This is a genomic window from Aureispira sp. CCB-QB1 (assembly GCF_000724545.1).
In the GTDB taxonomy this organism is placed as follows: Bacteria; Bacteroidota; Bacteroidia; order Chitinophagales; family Saprospiraceae; genus Aureispira.
On record NZ_JHBV01000007.1, the window covers coordinates 104,082 to 123,327 of the forward strand.

The window sequence follows — 19,246 nt, forward strand, 5'->3', positions numbered from 1 at the left end:
TTTACAAAGTAATGTTGATATGTTGCAGAATAAGATCACTAGCACCGCTATTTTGCTGAAAGTAAAGTTGAGCTTGTTGTTGTATGGCACAAGCGATTTCTTTAGATTGTATTTGACGAATACAATTGATGGCAGTTTGAGCATGTTTTATTTCAAATCCAACCCCTATCGCTATTAGATCCTTGGCTTCTTGAAATTTATAATGATTGGGACCAAAAAGAACAGGAATTTCAAAAACAGCCGCTTCTAAGATGTTGTGTATGCCTGCACCAAAACCACCTCCAATATAAGCTATATGAGCATACGCATAGATAGAACTAAGCATGCCGATATTATCTATAATTAAGACAGAAAATTCATCCAACTGAGAATTAGATACAGCAGAAGAATAACGAATACAAGTAGTAAAATCAAACAAACGCTCTATTTCTTTTAGGTGTTTTTCATTAATTTGATGCGGGGCTATGATAAGTTTTTGGTTGGGAAGTGTTTGCAGAACTTTGGCTAAAATTTGTTCATCAGGAGTCCATGTACTTCCAGCTACTAAGCAACGGTTGTTTGAACAAAATGCTTCTATGATAGGAAGGGGGGGGGCTTGTGCTCTTATCTTTAGTACTCGATCTAATCGAGTATCACCAGCCACATAAGCCGTTTGGTAATTAAGTTGATGTAATAAATCTAGGGATGCTTGATTTTGGACAAAAATGGTTTTGAAACAAAATAGCATTTGGCGAAAGAAGGCGCCATACCATTTAAAAAAAGCTTGGTTAGGGCGAAAAGAAGCTGATATAAGATAGGTTGGAATCTGTTGTTGCTGTAAAGTGGTTAGGTAGTGGTACCAAAACTCATATTTTACAAAAATGACTTGCTGTGGACGTACAATCGAAATAAATCTTAGCGCATTTTTTTTTGTATCAAGAGGCAAATAAAACACCCAATCTGCATCCGTATAATTTTTTCGAACCTCATAGCCAGAAGGCGAGAAAAAGGTGAGTAAGATTTTGAAATGTGGGTGTTGTTTTTTGAGCGCTTCTATAAGAGGGCGCCCTTGCTCAAATTCTCCTAAAGAGGCACAATGTACCCAAACAACAGGAGCCGTATTGTTGGCAAAGGTACTATTGAGTTGCTGAAAAATATGCTGGCGTCCATGCCTCCATTTTTGGGCTTTTGAATGACCACCCCAGGCGGCTATACGAATAACTAAAGTGTAAAAAAAAATAGCCGTGTTATAAAAAAATAAAGACATTAAATAGATGTAACTTTCAAAATAGGTGTATTCATAAATAAAAAAAAGGTAATGCCAAGCCCAATGACATTACCTTAAATGTATTTTTTTAGATTTTATTTACCAAGCTCTTTTGCTTGTTTTTTGAAATCTTTTCTTTCGTAAGCAGAAGCAAACCCTCTAATTGATTCACCTAGTTGAGCAACATGTTTCTTCGTCAATGACGCTAGTTGTTCGAAAGAGGTGATACCCGCAGCGCTAAGACTTTCCATCATTTTAGCTCCCAAACCATTAACTCTTGTTAGATCATCTGGTTCTTGAGCTGGTGTAGATGTTTCTTCTACTGTTGGATCGTGTAGTGCAAATTCTGTAATGTTGTTTTCTACAACCTCTTCAATGGTTGTTTTTTTCTCCTCTACAGGAGGTGCTTCTTTTGCTTTTGCAGGTGCTTTGCTCTTGGCTTTTCCCTTCGCTTTAGATTTGCCTTTAGCCTTGGTCTTGGCTTTTGCTTTGTTGTCAGCCTTCTTTTTCTTAGGTTTTTTAGCCGTTTCGGCTAAATCATCTAAGAGACGAGCGATGAGCCACCGGTTCTTATGGAAGAACTTGGCTCTATCCTCAAAAGATGCTCTTTCGATTAGAATTGACATAATTGGTTTCAATTTAATTGTTTTAAAATAAATGTTTTTCAACAAGCATCAGAAAATCACCTTTTTAACGGAGAACATAGTCAAAGAAAATTTACAATTTGACATCAATGCAAAATAGCCCAAGTTGCTCATCAAACTTTCAATTTTTGAGACAAGTACATAAAAGGGCAAACCTGAAAAAATGTTAAAAAACTATATAATGGAGTATTTAGTATCGTAAGTATACAAAAAAAAACGCTAAAAAAGAAAGAATATCAGTAGTATATGAACCCCTCTTTATACTCAAGTATAAAGAGGGGATATTTCTATATTGATAACAAAAAAATGGCGTTATTGTTTACGTTTTAGCAAACCAACAGGCATGTGTTTATCATATTCGCCGTAAATTAAAGGATGTTGAAATCCGTAAGTGAAATTGCGAACATTTTTCTCGATAAATTTATAAAGTTCTTCTACATCAATTACATTGTCTTTTTTACCATGTTCATCGGCACGGTTGGCAGCTCCTTTCATTGCTTGGATAAAATAGTAGCTAAAGACACCTTGTTGTAATTTGTTAGCTTCTAAAGAAATTTCTTCAGAAGCAGAAGACATGATGACAGCCAAGCCACCTTTAACTCCATCAAAACTTTTGTAATAATCTTTGATGCGCTCTCGGACATTTTTGCTTGAACGAGTAGAAGCAAAAGGATTGCCCATCGCTTCGCCTTCGCTGTTATAGTTTTTTAGATAATCTTGATAAGAAATAACTGTGTTCATGTCAAAGCTTCCAGAGTGACAAGCATCGACAGCACACAATTTGTATTTGGCAGGGCTATCTTTTAATAACGAATTAACAAGTCCGTGGTAGAGTAGATTTGAATTGGTACCATCGTAGTCATATGGCAAGAAAGCACCATTTTTACCATGACCAGCGAAGTAGAAAATAATCAAGTCGTTACTATCTGCTTGTTCGTACAAATCTGCTGCGGTATTCATAATATTAAAAGCGGTAGCATCTTGATCCAACAAAAGTTCAATTTGATCTTCAGGAACAGCTCCACCTTCTACACTTCTCAAGAAAGCATACACTCGTTGTGCATCTCTAGTCGTATAGTTTAGTTTTTGAAAATGTTGATAGTCTGCTACTCCAACGACAAGCGCCCATACTTTCATTTTGTTGTGTGTGTACTCTCCATTCAAGAATTTTCCTGTATTGACGTGCCCATTATTAAAATAATAAGAGCCTTGTCCATGTTGAAGTCCATTTGCCCAGATGCCTTTGTAGCGATCACCATTGTAGTAGCGCATTTCACCAAAACCGCTGTATTCGCCCTTAGAGAATTCTCCATTGTAAACATTGCCACGGCTATCTTTGGATTTGCCATACCCTTCTTTACAATTACCAACCAAGCATTCACGGCTGATATCCTCTTTTTGGCGAGCAATTAATTTTCCATCTTGCCACGTTCCCACTTTTATTTTTCCATTTTTCGCCACTCGTGCACCGAGTCCATTTGGTTTTCCTTCTGCCCAATTTCCTTCGTATTTGTCTCCGTTGGCATAAATAAATTTACCTTTGCCAGCGCGAAGCCCATCGACGAAATTTCCCTCATAACGCCCTTGATAAATGTCTCCAACATAATACTCATAAATTCCCCAACCATTTTCACAATTGCCTTCTAGACAACCTTTTTCTTGAGCAAATAAAGAAGTTGTTAAGAGCAATGACAACAAGGTAAGAGCTAATTGAATGTACATAAGCTTATATTCTTTAGGAAGTTTTATAGATTGTTATAAAAAAAATCTAGTATGTGATTCTCAATTCAACAACGGTTGATAGAGAAACAAAACTTAGACTTCATTCGTTTAAAATGATCTTAGAACTTTTAATATACAAACAATCTATCGAATTTGTTTTTTTTTCTTGGAAATGTTGTGTGGTAGATCGTTATTATAGCAAAACAAATATTGTGCTAAAAGTAGAGGAGTACGTACATACAAGAATATAACGAGAAAAGAGCGGAGTTTCTTATTTAGGTACCTAAAGAAATTTATAAAAGAAATAAGAATCCTGTAATCCCAATGTGTTTCTTAGGATTACAAGATATTAAGAAGGGTAATAGCGACAGGACCGCCAATAAACCAAGCGGCTTCTCTCACAAAAGGAGAATTTTCGACTCGATTGGTTGCCGCATCACTTTTGGCGCGCACCATTTGAATGGTTTTGTTCAAATTAGATTTTGTTGCTCTATTGAACCGAATGACATCAGGATGCCTGTTAATAGACGGAAAATGATTCGTATCAACAGTGTCTTCTACCAATAACAATGCAGGTGTTTCAGATTTTAATGCAAACTGCCATTCGTTATGGACGCGCTCTACTTCAGTACTATTGGCAGTAATAATCCCAATAAAAAGATTGGCTTTATTGATCTCATGAAAAGCAAGTTCATTATTGGTTTGTCCAAATTTATGATACCCACCCGTAAGAGCAATGCCATTGGCACGAATCCTTTTAGAGAGTGCGCTGATTATGTTTTGTTCGTCATCTGTGACCGATGGAGAAAAATAGGCTTTCATGTACGTGTTTTTAGTTCAGAAATTACATAACCGTTATGGTTAGAAGTGGTTTAGTTGATCTTATCTATTTGCCAAACCGATTGGTAGTAATGATTAGTTTCTATCTATAAGCTTCTGTAATAAGCAGGAAAAAACTCTGCCAAAATTTCATCATTGAGACGAATTCTGCGTAAAAAATCAGATCCTGTCCAAATTTCATAAGTATATTTCAAGCGACATTTACGTCTAAAGTTTTCAAACATATTACTTACGTTAGAAGTAACACCATTTTTGCATACCAAAAGATACCCATCCGCCCCATATTCATGAATCAAGCTAGGTATATTAACAGAAGCTAAATCTCTTTTGGATAATGAATTGGTGTAAAATTTACATTGAATTACCCACTTGCGTTCAAAAATCTCAATAGAGTCTGATACTCGAAATGTAACGAGAATATCTCGACCACCATCTGTCCCTTCGCCAGAAGGTTCCACCCGTACTTCTGTAATATTGTTGCTACTATCTTGTTGTATATATTTAAAATAGGCTGCAACTAAATCTTCAAATACTTGCCAGTTGGTTATTTCATCGAAACTTAGAATCATAATACCTGTTTGAGCAACGTGTTTTATTTAGGTGTCAAAATATTATTGTAGTAAAATATTATTCACTATTTAATTAAGAATGATAAAACCTGTACTCGTATTAACTCATGTATAACTGATTAAAGATCCATTTGTTACAGATAGTTCCCTGTTTAGTTTTTTAATTCATTTTACGGTTGAAATTGACACAAAAATGATTATTTAGGAATAGAAACCAAATCTCTACGAATTTTAGGTGTTTATTTTAAACAAGTTTAACCTCTTAAAAAGTTCCAAAAGATAAAGATATTCTTGGAATTTTTTTAGTCCTAAACGTATTCTTATCTTGTGCCCATGCCAGCACATTTACATACTATTAACTTATATAAATTTGACGATGTCGTTTCCGCTTTGCAGAAGAGTATTCGACGTTGTGATACTGCACAAGCTTTGTTTTGGGCAGGAGAGCTTAATCAAGGATTTAAGCCTATTTTGTACAGTCGATTGTGGACAATTATTGCAGAAGACATAGGTTTGGCAAGTCCTTTTTTAGCACAAGAGCTCTTTCCATTGTATCAAGCATGGACAAAAGCACAAAATACCAATACAGCATTGGCAGAAGAACTGACGATACGTATTGTTTATACCTTGTCCAAAGCACCTAAAAATAGAGTTGTAGATAACTTATTGTTGTACAATTATTTTCAACCAAGACCTACCAATGGGTGGAAACGAAGTACTGTTACTAAAAGATGGCAAGAAAAAATTCAACATTTATTTAGTGTTAATTTATTTGAGCAGGCAGTAGAGAAAGAAATTGATGTGCAAGCTGCTTTGGTGCAATTGGTTGCTTGTCTAGAGAAGAGGGATGCGACTAATGCGTATTACTTTTGCAATATAATCAATTTATCCACAGAGGAAACGGATCGTTTGCCTTGGTTGTTGCAGTATTTAGGGCTTAACAAACCCTTGAAAATAGATAGCAAATGGAGTAAGAAAATGACTCTTTTTTGCTGGTATATTCTATTTGAAATGGTAAAGGATAAGAAGGAGTTGCTGGATGTATTGAAGGTGTTGTTTCAATTATATTTGGGAAAAATAGGTGCTCCCAATTTGTTGTTAGCCTTTGCTATACTATTGTATTGCAATGAGAAACGACTTGTTCAAGAAACAACTAGATTACCGTTGATTTCAGAAATTCCAAGCGATCTTCAGAATCTTTATTACAATAATCAAGCAACTATTCTAGAGCGACGCCAACTTTCGATACCAGATTATGCCATAGACAAGCATACCGACAGAGGAAAGCCTTCTGCATATGCTCCACACAATATTGCAGATTTGCATACAGAGGCACAAAAAAAACGCATTGCTACTTATCAATGGTCGCCCAAAGAAATTGCTAAATCTCATGGTAATTATAAGGTTTTTGCAGATTACGTCCAGTCTGGGCAACATTCTCGCATGAGTCATTTTTTTCAAGAAGGGGCTTTGTTAAAGAATACTCCTACTAATTGGAAAGGGGAAGATCCTTATAAAAAAGAGGTAGAGCGGTATTTTTTAAGTTTAGAAAAGAAATACAATTATCAAGCTTGTAGTGGTTTTTTTATTCTTGAAAAAATGCGCCCAATTTGGATTCAACAACAAGAACTTTGGAAGTAAATGATTGTTATACAACCGAAAGTAAGTAATCAGAATTATCATTTAAACAATTATTTACTTATTGGAAATAACAATAGTTCGTTGAAACCACGAAGTAGCAGCGCAGCTAAACTTTATTAGTTTACTTCGTGAGTGCTGCGCAGTTGATAATCAGCAAGTTGTGTCTTTGTTGTGTTTTGCGTTAAAATTTTGATTATCAAACTAATATAAATGTGATTTTTTATCTTTTTGGTAAAAAAGTAAACAACTAAGCGATAGCGATCTCACGACCGCAGGGAGCTAATCAACGAACTACTAAAATAATAATTTGTATCGCTAATAAATAGCAATTCTTATGGCAGCTGGAGATTGGAAAGATTTATTGGATGCCACGCAACGTGGCGATTTGGATTTGGTACGTTACCATATCAAAAAGGGGGTTAATCCAAATTATCAGCACCCTGAATTATTGACAACGCCTTTGATTGAAAGCGTTGAGTTTGAGCAAATAGAGGTGGCAAAATTTTTGCTCGAAAATGGAGCTGATGCTAGTATCCCTGCTGGATTTAGCACAGAAACCCCTTTAAAAGTAGCTAAGCGAAAGAAAAATAAAGACTTGATTCGTTTGCTAAAACAGTATGAAAAAAGACCTTTTTGGAAAATTTGGTAGTGCTTGAAGTAACGGATTGGTACTTTTGTCGTTTAGAGGAGGTATGGGGTTCTGTAGGTGCTATTACTATGTTGTGGGAAATTTACCTTTGAGGAAAAATAGTAATATTGGCGACTAGCCCTAATTTATATCAATTCAGCATTTTGTTGTTTTCTAAAACGATTCATAGATGAGCCTTTTATTTGCATTTTTGTTGTCCATGTTGCCTCTAGGAACTATTATATATGATTGGCACACAGAACCACTTGATATTGGATTCAAAGCAAAAGCAATTACTCTTTATCAAACCTGCTTTGTGCAAGATAGTACCGTTTTGCCAATTCCAACGCTAGATAAAAAAGCAACTTACAGAAAAACAAAAGAAGGCATTCGTTCCCAACAAAAAACATTTCAAACCGCTTACAAAAACGCTAGGACAGAAGAAGAAAAGGCTGTTATTCGAACACGTGCACAGCATTATATTACGAAAGCATTGGTAAATGATTTATTTCCTTATTGGTATGGAACAACATGGTCTTTTGATGGTTATTCGGCTGTTCCTAACGAAGGGAGCATAGGTTGTAGTTATTTTGTATCTACAACTTTATTGCATGCAGGTTTTAATTTAAACCGTTATCGCTTGGCGCAGCAAGGACCTGTTGCCGAAGCACAAAGCTTGTCACTAGGAGAGGAGCTAATTCTTATACAACTGACAGAAGGAAATAAGGATTTTGCCAATATAATGAAGGCGAAATGTAAAGAAGGTCTATATTTTATAGGTTTAGGACATAGCCACGTTGGGTATTTGTATTATAGAGAAGGAGAATGCTATTTCATACAATCAAGCTATGGTAAGAGTGGGCAAGTAGAAATTGATTATGCACGAGACTCTGATATCTTGACAGGTTTTTCAGAGTTTGTCTTAACACCAATAACAACTAATGTTGCATTGATAAATGCATGGTTAGAAAGCACCGAAATTAGCATTATAAAAGGCACCGAATAAAAAAAGAAGATTTGAGAAAAAGACCATCCCTCGTTCTCAAATCTTCTTGTAAACTTCTTTTGAAATTCAATTTAAATCTCGCCTACAACAGACTCTGTTACATTGATAATATGATCACCTATACGCTCCAAAGAAGAGAATAAATTGTTGTAAATCATAGCAGCTTTTACCTTGTAGTCAGGATTTCCCAAACGATCTAGGTTGTTCGAACGCAATTGATCTCTGAGGTCATTAATTGCATCTTCCAATTGACGCGCTGCACTTTTGTCAACCGTACTATAGTCCGCTACAGCTAAGTTTCTATTCATTTCCTGAAAAGCCTTATCGACTAATTCCAACATTTGATTTAAACCATTGCGTTGTTCGGGCAAGAAATAAATGCGTTCTTCTATTTTTTGTTCCAATGTCTTGGCAATTTGGAAATAAATATCGGCAATACGTTCCAAGTCATTGGCAATATTCATATAACTTCTCAGGCGAGTAGAAGTGTCAGAAGTGATTTCTTTGTCTGCAAGGTTGGTAATATATTCTGTAATTTCGATTTCCATCATATCCGAAATTTCTTCGTACTTAAACAAGCGTTTGATGGCTTCGTCTTTTTCCTTGTTATTAATGGTATTCAAAGACGTTTTTAGAAATCCGTTCATTCTTCCTATAACATCTCCGAAATGTGCTGTTTCTTTTTGTACAGCATCGGTATTTAATTCAGGGGTTAAATTACCATTGGTGATGAATTGTAATTTTTCCACTTGATTGTCTCCATCCTTATCTTTGACAGTATACGTAGCTGCACGAACCAACAAAGGCACAAAAGGTAAAACCAAACATACATTGATGGTATTAAAAGCCGTATGAAACGCTGCCAAAGACAATGGAATAGCTGCTGCGTCTGCATATGGATTGCCAAATAAATTGGGGAATAAATCCTGCAAGGTATTTGACAAAACTGGTAAGAACCAAGGCAGTACAATAACCATCCAAGCAACTCCAACGGTATTGAATAAAGAGTGTATTCTAGCCGAGCGTCTTGCAGAGGTGTTGCCTATTAAAGAGGCCAACTCTGCTGTAATGGTCGTTCCTATATTTTCACCTAAAATCATTGCTGCTGCAACGTCAAAAGGCAATAGACCATTGGCACAAAGCGTCAATGTAATTGCCATCGAGGCACTAGAAGATTGTACAATGATGGTTAATAGTGTTCCAACAATAACAAATAAAATTCTAGAAAAAATACCCCATTGTGTGTATTGTGCTAAGAACTCCAATGCTTCTGGATTCCCTTTCAAGTCAGGAACCGCACTTTTTAGTTCACTTAAACCTAAAAACAAAATGGCAAAACCAATAATAAACTGTCCCCAGTATTTGACTTTCCCTTTTCCTGCAAAAACCATGGGTACTCCAAAGGCAAACAAAGGTATAGAATAAGCCGATAGTTTGACCTTAAAACCAAGGACTGAAACAATCCATCCTGTAATCGTGGTTCCAATATTGGCACCGATCATTACTCCTGCAGATTCTGTCAACGATAAGAGTCCCGCATTAACAAAACTTACGGTCATTACAGTAGTAGCGGAGGAGGATTGTATGAGGAGCGTGATTAAAAAACCTGTGAAAACCCCTAAAAACCGATTTTGGGTCATGGTTCTCAAAATACTTCTAAGTTGTGAGCCGGCTGCACGTTGGATGCCATCACTCATCATCTTCATGCCATAAATAAAGAAGGCCAAAGATCCTATGATATTAAGAACACTTCCAAAGTTGAAATCCATTTTTTACTTTTTGTTATCTGTTAAACACTGTTGATTGATAAGATCTTGCTTTCCCAATTCACCTATCATCCATTTAATGGGGCGAAAGTACGTAGTTTTTTTGGTATTAGATGGGCATTTTAAATTAAATTAATAAGGATTGCAAGAAGTTATTTTTTTTCATTCTTATAATTAAGAATTACTTAAAGATACCCTTGTTATGTTGTCTTATTTTTAGCTTATTGTTAACTTAATGTTAATTGAAATTAGAGGCGTTTAGGGTGTTGTTTATCAATTGTTTGGAGTAGTGTTTTGGGGCGAAATCAAGGAAAAAAATAATGCTAAGTAATTGTTTTGAAAAAATAATAGGTACCACGTGTCAGCAAGACCGCTAAACTATAATTTTTTTATATAATTCTTGATTCTAAAAAACGCTTCTTAGCGAATGTAGTAGCAGCGATAATAAGATGCTGATGGCTTCGATTTATGCTAAAAAATCAACGGAGTATTAAAGATTATGCATGTAAAAAGTTGTGGGAATAGTTTACTCCTTTGTCCTTCTTTTACTGCGTGAGCCTTTGGGTTCTTGATAAAAGAAGCAAACCACGCAGTAGCAGCGCAGTTAACTATTGACTAAAATAAACCTAGTTTTTATTGTTATTGTAATTTAGCTGCAATAAAAGCTGTAGTCCAAGCAGCTTGGAAATTATATCCTCCTGTAATGCCATCTATGTCCAATACTTCTCCCGCAAAATACAGATTAGGGCAAACCTTGCTTTGCATTGTTTTGGGATGGATACTTTCTAAGCTAACTCCACCACAGGTCACAAACTCTTCCTTAAATGTAGTTTTGCCCTTTACTTCATAACTGTCATTCGTAAGGAGAGCCACTAATTTATGCAATCCTTTTTTACCCAATTCTGCCCATTTTTTATGGATAGGAAGTTCACTTTTTTTCAATAAGTAATGCCAAAGTCGTTCAGGAAGTAAATAAGGACGGTAGTTCGTTAGCAATTTGTTAGGGTGGGCTTTGACAATATCGGATAGTTTTTCAGCAACTAAAGCGTTGTTGAGTTCATTTACCCAATTGACTTGAACGTTGAACGAATAATTACACTCACTAAGCAGACGAGCTCCAAATGCAGAGAGTTTGAGAATCGAAGGACCACTCATGCCCCAATGTGTGATGAGTAGAGGACCATCCGATTTGAGTTTGGTACCTTGGATGCTTGTTTTGGTTTCTTCTACAACAATTCCCATTAATTCTGTGATGTCTTCATGGGGCATATTAAAGGTAAATAAGGAAGGAACAGGCAGTTCAATTTGGTGTCCTAAATCGGCGAGCCACTGAAGTCCTTGTTGTTTGGGAGAACCACCCGTAGCAACAATTACTTTATCAAAGGTTCTAAATTCATGGGCTGTTTTTCCCAGTGTTAGTTTTATTCCATCCGTAGTAGGAGTGAGGGCTTTGACAACTTTGTTTGTTTCGATTTGTACTCCTAGTCGGCGGCTTTCCTCCAAAAAACAATCAATAATAGATTGAGAATTTTGAGAGGTAGGAAAAACACAGTTGTCTTCTTGGATAACCAAGGGAACATTCCTAGACTGAAACCAGTCCATAGTATGTTTGGTATTGAAGGTCGGGAATATTTTTTTTAATAATTTATTGCCTCTAGGGTAAGCTTTGACCAATTCTTTGATTGAAGTACAGCCGTTGGTTACGTTGCAGCGACCTCCACCGGAGATTTTTACCTTAGAAAGTAACTTTTTGGTTTTTTCTAAAATCACAACCTGAGCATCAGGATAATTTTCTTTGGCAGCAATAGCTGCAAAAAAGCCTGCTGCCCCTCCTCCTATAATAGCAACTTTCATGAAGTATACTTTATTTTTAAAATCTCGAAAAACATTGGTTTGAAGCACTGCAAAAGTCGATAAAAAAGCGTTAATTTTATATTAATTAGGCAACTTCATCAAAAATAATGCTTTCAACAGTCTTTTTTAGGAGTTGAATTTTGGGGTAAAACCATAGAAAAGAGACCAACTGTCCTAATATAATAGCAGAAATGAAAGGAAATGGGAGAAAACCTGAAAATCCAATGATTAAAAAAAAGATGGTTGCAAGTACTTGAGGACCACTGCCAATTTGAGGAAATTTTTTTTGAACAGTAGCCGTTCCGTGAGCATCAAGATTAATCTGAACTTTTACGCTATCCCCATAAGTACCTTTAACAATGACATAGCCTTTTTGGTGTGCGTACATATTGGTAATGCCTGCTTTGATTAGACTTTCTTTGATGCTATTGATAGTATGTGTGCGATGATCTAAAGGAAGATTTTGCATAATAGGGGGTGGTTTGAGATATTTTGTAATTAGAGCGTGTTTAAAATTGATCTATATTTTATGAATTTAAACACAGATTTTTAGAAGTTGGAACTAGCCGTCTAAAATAGAAATATTGTAGCAGAAAATCATCAAAGCGTCCCAAAAAGAATTTTTTGATTTTTTGATAAAAAAAGGAAAGTATGGAGCAATGTGTTGCTAATTAATTATTTACATGCTTGCAAGTCTGGGCAGCTTGCAAAAAATGACATATTCCTTTGGTAGATTGCAACATTATATCTACATTCGTTGTTATGAACATTGATTAATATATTCGATTCCAAGTTGTCGATTTTAGAAGCCATTTTGAGCTTTAAAAAGATGACTTAGAAAATACAAAAAACTTTAAAAATGGCACTCGAATTCACAGATAGCAACTTCGAAGATAAAGTATTAAACTCAGGTAGTGTAACAGTTGTTGATTTTTGGGCACAATGGTGTGGTCCATGTAGAGCTATTGCTCCAATTATTGAAGAGTTGGCAGACGAGTATGCTGGAACTGCTTTGATTGGAAAAGTAGATGTAGACGCAAATCAAGAGCTAGCAATGCAATATAGCATTCGTTCAATTCCTACAATTTTAATCTTGAAAGATGGAGAAGTTGTTGAAAAACACGTAGGCGCAATTACGAAGCCTGCTTTGCAAGCTAAATTAGATAAGCATTTGGCATAAACGTTTGATGCGTAAAGAAAATACAGAAGCGATAAAAACTTAAGTTTTTATCGCTTTTTTTATTGTTCCTTACTCTGTTGATTTTTATGTTCTTTATAGAAAAATATAAAAAACAATAGAGTATTAATTGCTATAACATATAGGGTTTGGAACATTTTTGGTATACTTATACTCATAACGATTTAAAATCAGGCTATTCTAAATTATTATCTATGAGAACAATTGTTACACTACTGTTTTTAATATTACCCTTAGTTGGATTGTTAGCACAACAAACAACACCACTATCAGAAGCTGAGTTTGAGGTGCATCGAGCACAGATTGCAGGGCAGTCTTTTGATAGCAAACGACTCTTGAAAGCAAAGGAATTGTCAGATGTACAATATCTGTATGTTAGCCAGATAGAAGCTATCATAAAAGGGTTTTCTTTAGAAAGTAATAAATTGGAATATGCTAAATATGCTTATTCAACAACTTTAGATGCTGCTAATTATCCCAATTTAGTTGCTCTCTTTCGATTGAGCGAATCAAAAGAGGCATTAAAAGGTTTTTTGTCGAAACGCGAAATTCCTGTGGTACCTCAAGCCTCAGAAAAGACAGTAACTATTGAAGAGCCAGCGAGTGACAACGAATCTAGTGTTGTAGAGATTACGACAGGACCTAAACCTATAGACGATCCATCTTTTGCTGCTGCTAAGCGCTCTGTAAGTGAAGAATCTTTTGAGAGTGCTAAATTGCGCCGTGCAAAACAAATTAGTGATGCCAACTATTTGTTGGCAGGACAAGTAAAAGAACTGTTAGATTTGCTAAGTTTTGAAAGCTCAAAGTTGGAGTATGCGCAGTATGCTTATGATAAAACATACGATCAGGCAAATTATGAAATCGTCAAGGAAGGTTTAAAACATTCTAAGAGTAAAGAAACAATGACGGCTTTCTTGAAAAATAAACCAGTGACAACATATCAGCAAAAAAAAGAAGTCGTAAAAGCGAATCTTACTCCTGTAGCTAATACTCAAACACCAAATACACCATCCACGATCGTTATGTCTCAAGGAGATTTTATCAATGCTCAAAATCAAATTACTAGCCAAACCTCAGATTCAAAAAAATTAGAAGAAGCAAAAGCAATTGCCAATAAAAACAACTTATCTAGCGAACAGATCAAGTCTATTGTTGGAATCTTTTTGTTTGAAGATAATCGATTGGAATTTGCAAAATATGCTTATGCTAAAACCGTAGATCAGGAAAATTATGATTTGGTTAAGGCTGCTTTGGAGAAAGAAAATCACAAATTTCTAGAGGATTACATCAAGCATGTTGATAAAAAAATGGCTGAGAATACCTTAGCTACTGGTCCTAGCGAATTATCTTCAGAAGATTTTGAGGCTCTAAAGCACAAATTAAAAGGACTGGCATTGGAGAGTCATAAATTGGAGCGAGCTAAGATAATTGTTGACCGCTCTAAAATTAGTGCCATGCAGGTAAAACAAATTAATGATCTATTTGAGTTGGAAGAAACTCGATTAGATTTTGCTCAATATGCGTATTCCAAGACTTTGAACCCTCAAGACTATTCTATTGTACGTGAGGCGCTGACAAAAACAACGAGTAAGTATGCACTAGATCGATTTATCAAAGCACAAAAGAAATAAAGAATGGTCATTACAATTAAGATGCCATGATATATCTTAGTAGTAAGTACTGCTACTGGAGTTGTTCGGAAAATACATTTTTTTTAGCTCTAAATACTTTAATTAGTATTTAGAGTTTTTTTTGTTATAGCTTGATTAATAGTTGAGTAGGTCTTTTTAGATGTGTTGTTTTATAAAAGAAAACCATAGTTAGAAGTTATAAAAGAAAGATAATTGATAGAAAATATTATAACAAGAATAAAAATAATAGGGAACTAAAAAGCATCGTATATCCTTTAATAGATACTAATCTTTAGAAATACACAAAATCTTAGAACCATGAAGAATTTTATCCTTCTTATGACATTGCTATGTCTAGGATTATGGATTGGTTGTGCTCCTAATTGTCCTAGTGATGCTGAATTGCTAAAAATGACCACTGTTGAAAAATGGACTTGTCTAAAAAAAGGAATGCCAAAGGAACGAGTCTTTAAGATTGTTGGAATGCCTCAAAATTCGAGAAGTTCTAAAACCGACACCGTGTATACTTTTGACTGTTTTTTATGTACAGCTACGTTTGATACCTTACAACAGCTGAAGTCGTGGCATGGTCCATAAAGAAATAAGGCAATAGGGCAAATACGTCCCTATTGCCTTCACCGAATATAAGTGCTTTACCTTGAAGTCTTCACAAGACTTATGAAGCCATCTAAAAAGCGTTTAAATTAAGATTTGCGCTTGCTTATTTTGTGAACAACAGTTTGATTTTTAGTTGAAATTACTACAAAATAGATTCCTGCGTTTAAAGTTGAAACATCAAGATTTGTTGTTCTATTAGAACCAATAAAGGCTTGTTTTACAGTTCTACCTAGTGCGTCAACTATACTTACTTGCAATGGACTTGTAGGAAGAGTTTTGCTTTGTATCGTTAATACATCTTGTGCTGGATTTGGAAAAATATTGAAGTCAGTTTTGGCGTTGATAGCTTCTACTCCCAAACAAATATTAACTGTAATCATGGTAGAATCGGTAGCCGTACAATTGTTGGCATCGGTATAGGTATAAGCAACATAATGGATACCAGGTCCACTGATGGCAGGATCAAAGTTAGCTCCACTAACTCCATTACCACTATAGGAGCCACCTGCTGGCGTAGCAGCTGGAAGTGGGATTGGTGCGCCATTATCACATAATGTATCTGGAGAGAATGCTGTCAAAATAACATTAGGAGAAGGATAGACAACAAGTGTTTGTTGGTGGATACTATCGCAACCCGCTGTACTTTGAAGGGTATCAGAATAGGTGCCTGCCGTCGATTGATATACTCCTGCAATTAGGACACTATCTCCTTGGCAAATGCGAATGGTATCTGTTGATGTAACCGTAGAAATAATGGATAATGTTGTGGTTAAAATAACACTATCACAACCCATCGTATTTTTTAGTGAGTCCATGTAATTACCAGCAGTTGTTTGATATGCTCCACCCAATAAAATGCTATCTCCTTGGCAAATCTGAGCAGTAACACTGACAGAGGCAGGAACAAGAACAATAAGGGTCGTTGATATAAGGCTATCACAACCAGAAGCGGCTTGAAGGGTATCTACATAAATGCCTGTTGTAGTTTGATAAGCTCCTCCCAACAGAATGCTATCTCCTTGACAAATAGTAGCATTGTTGTTAGTTACAACACTTGGAGTAACTGCTAATGTAATTCTAATCAAACTGTCACAGCCGTTGATGGTTTGTAAAGAATCAAAATAAGTGCCTGAAGTTGTTTGATAACTCCCACCTATTAAAACACTATCTCCTTGACAAATGGTTAGAGAACTATCAGAAGTTGATAGATAGACACCTTCTACCCAATTAGAAACGGCACCATTAAGGCTACTATTAATAATGGTTCCATTTCCTACTCCAATTTCTTCATTAATTGTTGTTAGCCCTGCATTATTGCCATTTGCAACTCCTTGATTGAATTTGTAATAAGCAACTAGACCAGTTGGATAATTAGAACAAGCATTATTGTTCATGTCTTCTATAATTTCTTGCGCTGTTCTTGTGGTGTTCCAAATACGAACCTCGTCAATTCTACCTGGAAAATATCTTCCTGTAAACTGAGGATCGTCTCCAAAAAGTAAGTTGTTGGAAGCAAATCCAATGTTACCAGTTAAAGGACCTGTTGCTACCTCTACACCATCTACATACAGACGCATTGTTGTTCCATCATACGTTCCTGCAATGTGATGCCATGTGTTTAGTGCAACGGTACCTGTAGGAGAGTTGATTTCGTTCCAAGCGCCATTTCCAATATTAAAATTAACTTGTCCATTGTTGCCAACACGAAGCATATAACCAAAATCTCCATTACCACTTTTGTTTACAACATTTCCCTGCCATACATTGGTTGTAAAAGAAGTAGAATATACCCATGCTTCTAGGGTAATAGAGGTACCTGTGATGTCTAGACTAGAATGGTTGCCACAATCAGCAAAGTCATTGTTGCCGTCTAAACCTAGTGCATTTCCTTGCGCAAATGCATTGTTACTAAATATCCAAAGAAAACTAAGGAGAACGCTGAATTGGAGTACTGTTTTAAATTGTTTCACTTTTTTAAAATTTTGAGTTATTAAAGTAATCATCTGCTTGTAATCTTGGCATAAAAACTTAACAACTTAAGATTTTGTATTGATGGGTTGGCTAAGTTGGTAGGAGATGTAGTAGCAGACTTTTTAAATAGCTTCAACAAAGAATAGGGAGAACTCTAATTATCTACAATACATCGATCTCTTAGTAGAGAGTTTATTGTGTTTTGGTGGGGTAGAGAGGATAGAGACGCAAACTGTTCTAGGTGAAAGGATGTTTTTAGGTTTCTAAATCGTTTTAGATTGTTGCCAAAAAAATAGTTGAAGGTGAATGAATAAAAAATTTAACCATACAAAGTAAAGAAAAAAATGTTAGAGCTAAAAGAAAATGCAGCGTTAAAAGATGTTAAACATTTGATTTGTAGTTGGTTATTGTGTCAAGTGACGGCATAAAAAATGGCAATGTTCTTAAAAAAACATTGCCACTTAATATATTCTATAAAATGCTTAGATTCTAGTAACGGTAGTGTTCTGGTTTGAATGGACCTTCAACTTTTACACCGATATAGTCAGCTTGCTCTTTAGACAATGTTTCTAATTGAACATCAATTTTTGCTAAGTGCAAACGAGCAACTTCTTCGTCCAAATGTTTTGGCAACATGTATACTTTGTTTTCGTATTTATCGTTGTCTTTATTTTCCCAAATTTCTAATTGAGCTAATGTTTGGTTTGTGAAAGAGTTCGACATCACAAAAGATGGGTGACCAGTAGCACAACCCAAGTTTACCAAACGACCTTCAGCCAAAACAATAATATCGTTTCCATCAATGTTGTATAAGTCAACTTGAGGCTTGATTTCAACTTTAGAATCGCCGTGATTGCTGTTCAACCAGTTCATATCGATTTCGTTGTCAAAGTGACCAATATTACAAACGATTGTTTTGTCATTCATCATTTTGAAATACTCGCCAGTGATGATGTCTTTGTTTCCTGTAGCAGTAACAACGATGTTCGCTCTAGGAATCGCATTTGCCATTGTTTTCACTTCAAATCCGTCCATAGCAGCTTGCAAAGCACAGATTGGGTCAATTTCAGTAACAATAACACGAGCACCAGCACCACGCAAAGAAGCAGCAGAACCTTTTCCTACGTCACCATATCCAGCAACAACAGCAACTTTTCCTGCCATCATTGTATCTGTAGCACGACGGATAGCATCTACTAAAGATTCTTTACAACCGTATTTATTATCAAATTTAGATTTTGTAACAGAGTCATTTACGTTGATAGCAGGCATTGTCAACGTACCGTTTTTCATTCTTTCGTACAATCTGTGAACACCAGTAGTTGTTTCTTCAGAAAGACCGTAAACTCCTTTGGCAATATCTGGGTAACGATCCAAAACCATATTGGTCAAATCACCACCGTCATCCAAAATCATATTAAGTGGTTCACCGTTTTTGAATGCAAACAAAGTTTGCTCGATACACCAATCAAATTCTTCCTCGTTCATTCCTTTCCAAGCAAAAACAGGTACACCAGCTTCAGCAATAGCAGCAGCAGCATGATCTTGAGTAGAAAAGATATTACAAGAAGACCAAGTAACATCAGCTCCCAACTCTACTAGAGTTTCAATCAAAACAGCTGTTTGAATTGTCATGTGCAAACATCCTGCAATACGAGCACCAGCCAAAGGCTTAGCAGCACCATACTTTTCACGTAGCGCCATTAATCCAGGCATCTCAGCTTCCGCCAATTCAATTTCTTTGCGTCCCCAAGCAGCTAGGGAAATGTCTTTAACTTTGTATTGCACTTTATTAGTAGTTTCCATGAAAAAATCTAATTTTTTTATTTAAAAATGAGCTCTGTAGGAGCTTTATCAATGTCAAATCTGTCTGAAATAGACGGATTTACTTTGAAAACTAGTGCAAAGG

At 35.8% G+C, this 19,246-nt stretch carries 16 protein-coding genes; 6 read left to right on the plus strand and 10 right to left on the minus strand.

Annotation, left to right across the window (positions count from 1 at the left end; genetic code table 11):
• Nucleotide 1: 1 nt before the first annotated feature.
• The 5 genes from CG11_RS02730 to CG11_RS02750 form a co-directional block, all read right to left on the minus strand.
• Entirely contained in the window at nucleotides 2-1,246 is a 1,245-nt protein-coding gene (locus tag CG11_RS02730; RefSeq protein WP_052592875.1) for a 3-deoxy-D-manno-octulosonic acid transferase, read from the minus strand.
• Nucleotides 1,247-1,341: 95 nt separating this feature from the next.
• Nucleotides 1,342-1,872, minus strand: a complete 531-nt coding sequence (locus CG11_RS02735; RefSeq protein WP_052592877.1) for a helix-hairpin-helix domain-containing protein — start codon at nucleotides 1,870-1,872, stop codon at nucleotides 1,342-1,344.
• 330 nt (nucleotides 1,873-2,202) lie between these two features.
• The gene (locus tag CG11_RS02740; RefSeq protein WP_052592879.1) at nucleotides 2,203-3,612 is read right to left on the minus strand and encodes a caspase family protein; all 1,410 of its coding nucleotides are present in this window, start codon (nucleotides 3,610-3,612) and stop codon (nucleotides 2,203-2,205) included.
• A 339-nt stretch (nucleotides 3,613-3,951) separates the two neighbouring features.
• The gene (locus CG11_RS02745; protein WP_052592882.1) at nucleotides 3,952-4,434 is read right to left on the minus strand and encodes a hypothetical protein; all 483 of its coding nucleotides are present in this window, start codon (nucleotides 4,432-4,434) and stop codon (nucleotides 3,952-3,954) included.
• 104 nt (nucleotides 4,435-4,538) lie between these two features.
• On the minus strand, nucleotides 4,539-5,021 hold the full coding sequence (locus tag CG11_RS02750; protein WP_052592883.1) for a restriction endonuclease: 483 nt from the start codon (nucleotides 5,019-5,021) through the stop codon (nucleotides 4,539-4,541).
• Nucleotides 5,022-5,354: 333 nt separating this feature from the next.
• On the opposite strand from CG11_RS02750, the gene CG11_RS02755 reads away from it, so the two are divergent.
• The 3 genes from CG11_RS02755 (at nucleotide 5,355) to CG11_RS02765 (ending at nucleotide 8,296) form a co-directional block, all read left to right on the plus strand.
• Nucleotides 5,355-6,662 (plus strand): hypothetical protein, encoded by a 1,308-nt coding sequence (locus CG11_RS02755; RefSeq protein WP_052592885.1) that lies wholly within the window; start codon nucleotides 5,355-5,357, stop codon nucleotides 6,660-6,662.
• Between the two features lie 334 nt (nucleotides 6,663-6,996).
• Nucleotides 6,997-7,311 carry an ankyrin repeat domain-containing protein gene (locus CG11_RS02760; RefSeq protein WP_052592887.1) on the plus strand — a complete coding sequence of 105 codons (315 nt, stop codon included), beginning with the start codon at nucleotides 6,997-6,999 and terminating at the stop codon, nucleotides 7,309-7,311.
• Between the two features lie 169 nt (nucleotides 7,312-7,480).
• Entirely contained in the window at nucleotides 7,481-8,296 is an 816-nt protein-coding gene (locus CG11_RS02765) for a hypothetical protein (protein WP_052592890.1), read from the plus strand.
• A 71-nt stretch (nucleotides 8,297-8,367) separates the two neighbouring features.
• Here CG11_RS02765 and CG11_RS02770 read toward each other — a convergent pair whose 3' ends face one another.
• From CG11_RS02770 to CG11_RS02780, 3 genes are all read right to left on the minus strand, one after another.
• Nucleotides 8,368-10,065 carry a Na/Pi cotransporter family protein gene (locus CG11_RS02770; RefSeq protein WP_052592892.1) on the minus strand — a complete coding sequence of 566 codons (1,698 nt, stop codon included), beginning with the start codon at nucleotides 10,063-10,065 and terminating at the stop codon, nucleotides 8,368-8,370.
• A 636-nt stretch (nucleotides 10,066-10,701) separates the two neighbouring features.
• Nucleotides 10,702-11,916, minus strand: coding sequence for an NAD(P)/FAD-dependent oxidoreductase (locus tag CG11_RS02775; protein WP_052592894.1), 1,215 nt, complete (start codon nucleotides 11,914-11,916; stop codon nucleotides 10,702-10,704).
• An 85-nt stretch (nucleotides 11,917-12,001) separates the two neighbouring features.
• Nucleotides 12,002-12,385: a hypothetical protein gene (locus CG11_RS02780; RefSeq protein WP_052592896.1), complete on the minus strand. Its 384-nt coding sequence runs from the start codon at nucleotides 12,383-12,385 to the stop codon at nucleotides 12,002-12,004.
• Between the two features lie 390 nt (nucleotides 12,386-12,775).
• On the opposite strand from CG11_RS02780, the gene trxA reads away from it, so the two are divergent.
• The 3 genes from trxA (at nucleotide 12,776) to CG11_RS02795 (ending at nucleotide 15,345) form a co-directional block, all read left to right on the plus strand.
• Nucleotides 12,776-13,096: a thioredoxin gene (trxA, locus tag CG11_RS02785; RefSeq protein WP_052592898.1), complete on the plus strand. Its 321-nt coding sequence runs from the start codon at nucleotides 12,776-12,778 to the stop codon at nucleotides 13,094-13,096.
• A gap of 212 nt (nucleotides 13,097-13,308) precedes the next feature.
• Nucleotides 13,309-14,748 (plus strand): DUF4476 domain-containing protein, encoded by a 1,440-nt coding sequence (locus tag CG11_RS02790; RefSeq protein ID WP_052592901.1) that lies wholly within the window; start codon nucleotides 13,309-13,311, stop codon nucleotides 14,746-14,748.
• A 318-nt stretch (nucleotides 14,749-15,066) separates the two neighbouring features.
• Nucleotides 15,067-15,345: a hypothetical protein gene (locus tag CG11_RS02795; protein WP_052592902.1), complete on the plus strand. Its 279-nt coding sequence runs from the start codon at nucleotides 15,067-15,069 to the stop codon at nucleotides 15,343-15,345.
• A 107-nt stretch (nucleotides 15,346-15,452) separates the two neighbouring features.
• On the opposite strand, the gene CG11_RS02800 is transcribed toward CG11_RS02795, so the two are convergent.
• Together CG11_RS02800 and ahcY are read right to left on the minus strand one after the other, a co-directional pair.
• Entirely contained in the window at nucleotides 15,453-17,336 is a 1,884-nt protein-coding gene (locus tag CG11_RS02800; protein ID WP_197043768.1) for a LamG-like jellyroll fold domain-containing protein, read from the minus strand.
• A 490-nt stretch (nucleotides 17,337-17,826) separates the two neighbouring features.
• Nucleotides 17,827-19,143, minus strand: a complete 1,317-nt coding sequence (gene ahcY, locus CG11_RS02805; RefSeq protein ID WP_052592906.1) for an adenosylhomocysteinase — start codon at nucleotides 19,141-19,143, stop codon at nucleotides 17,827-17,829.
• Nucleotides 19,144-19,246: the final 103 nt, after the last annotated feature.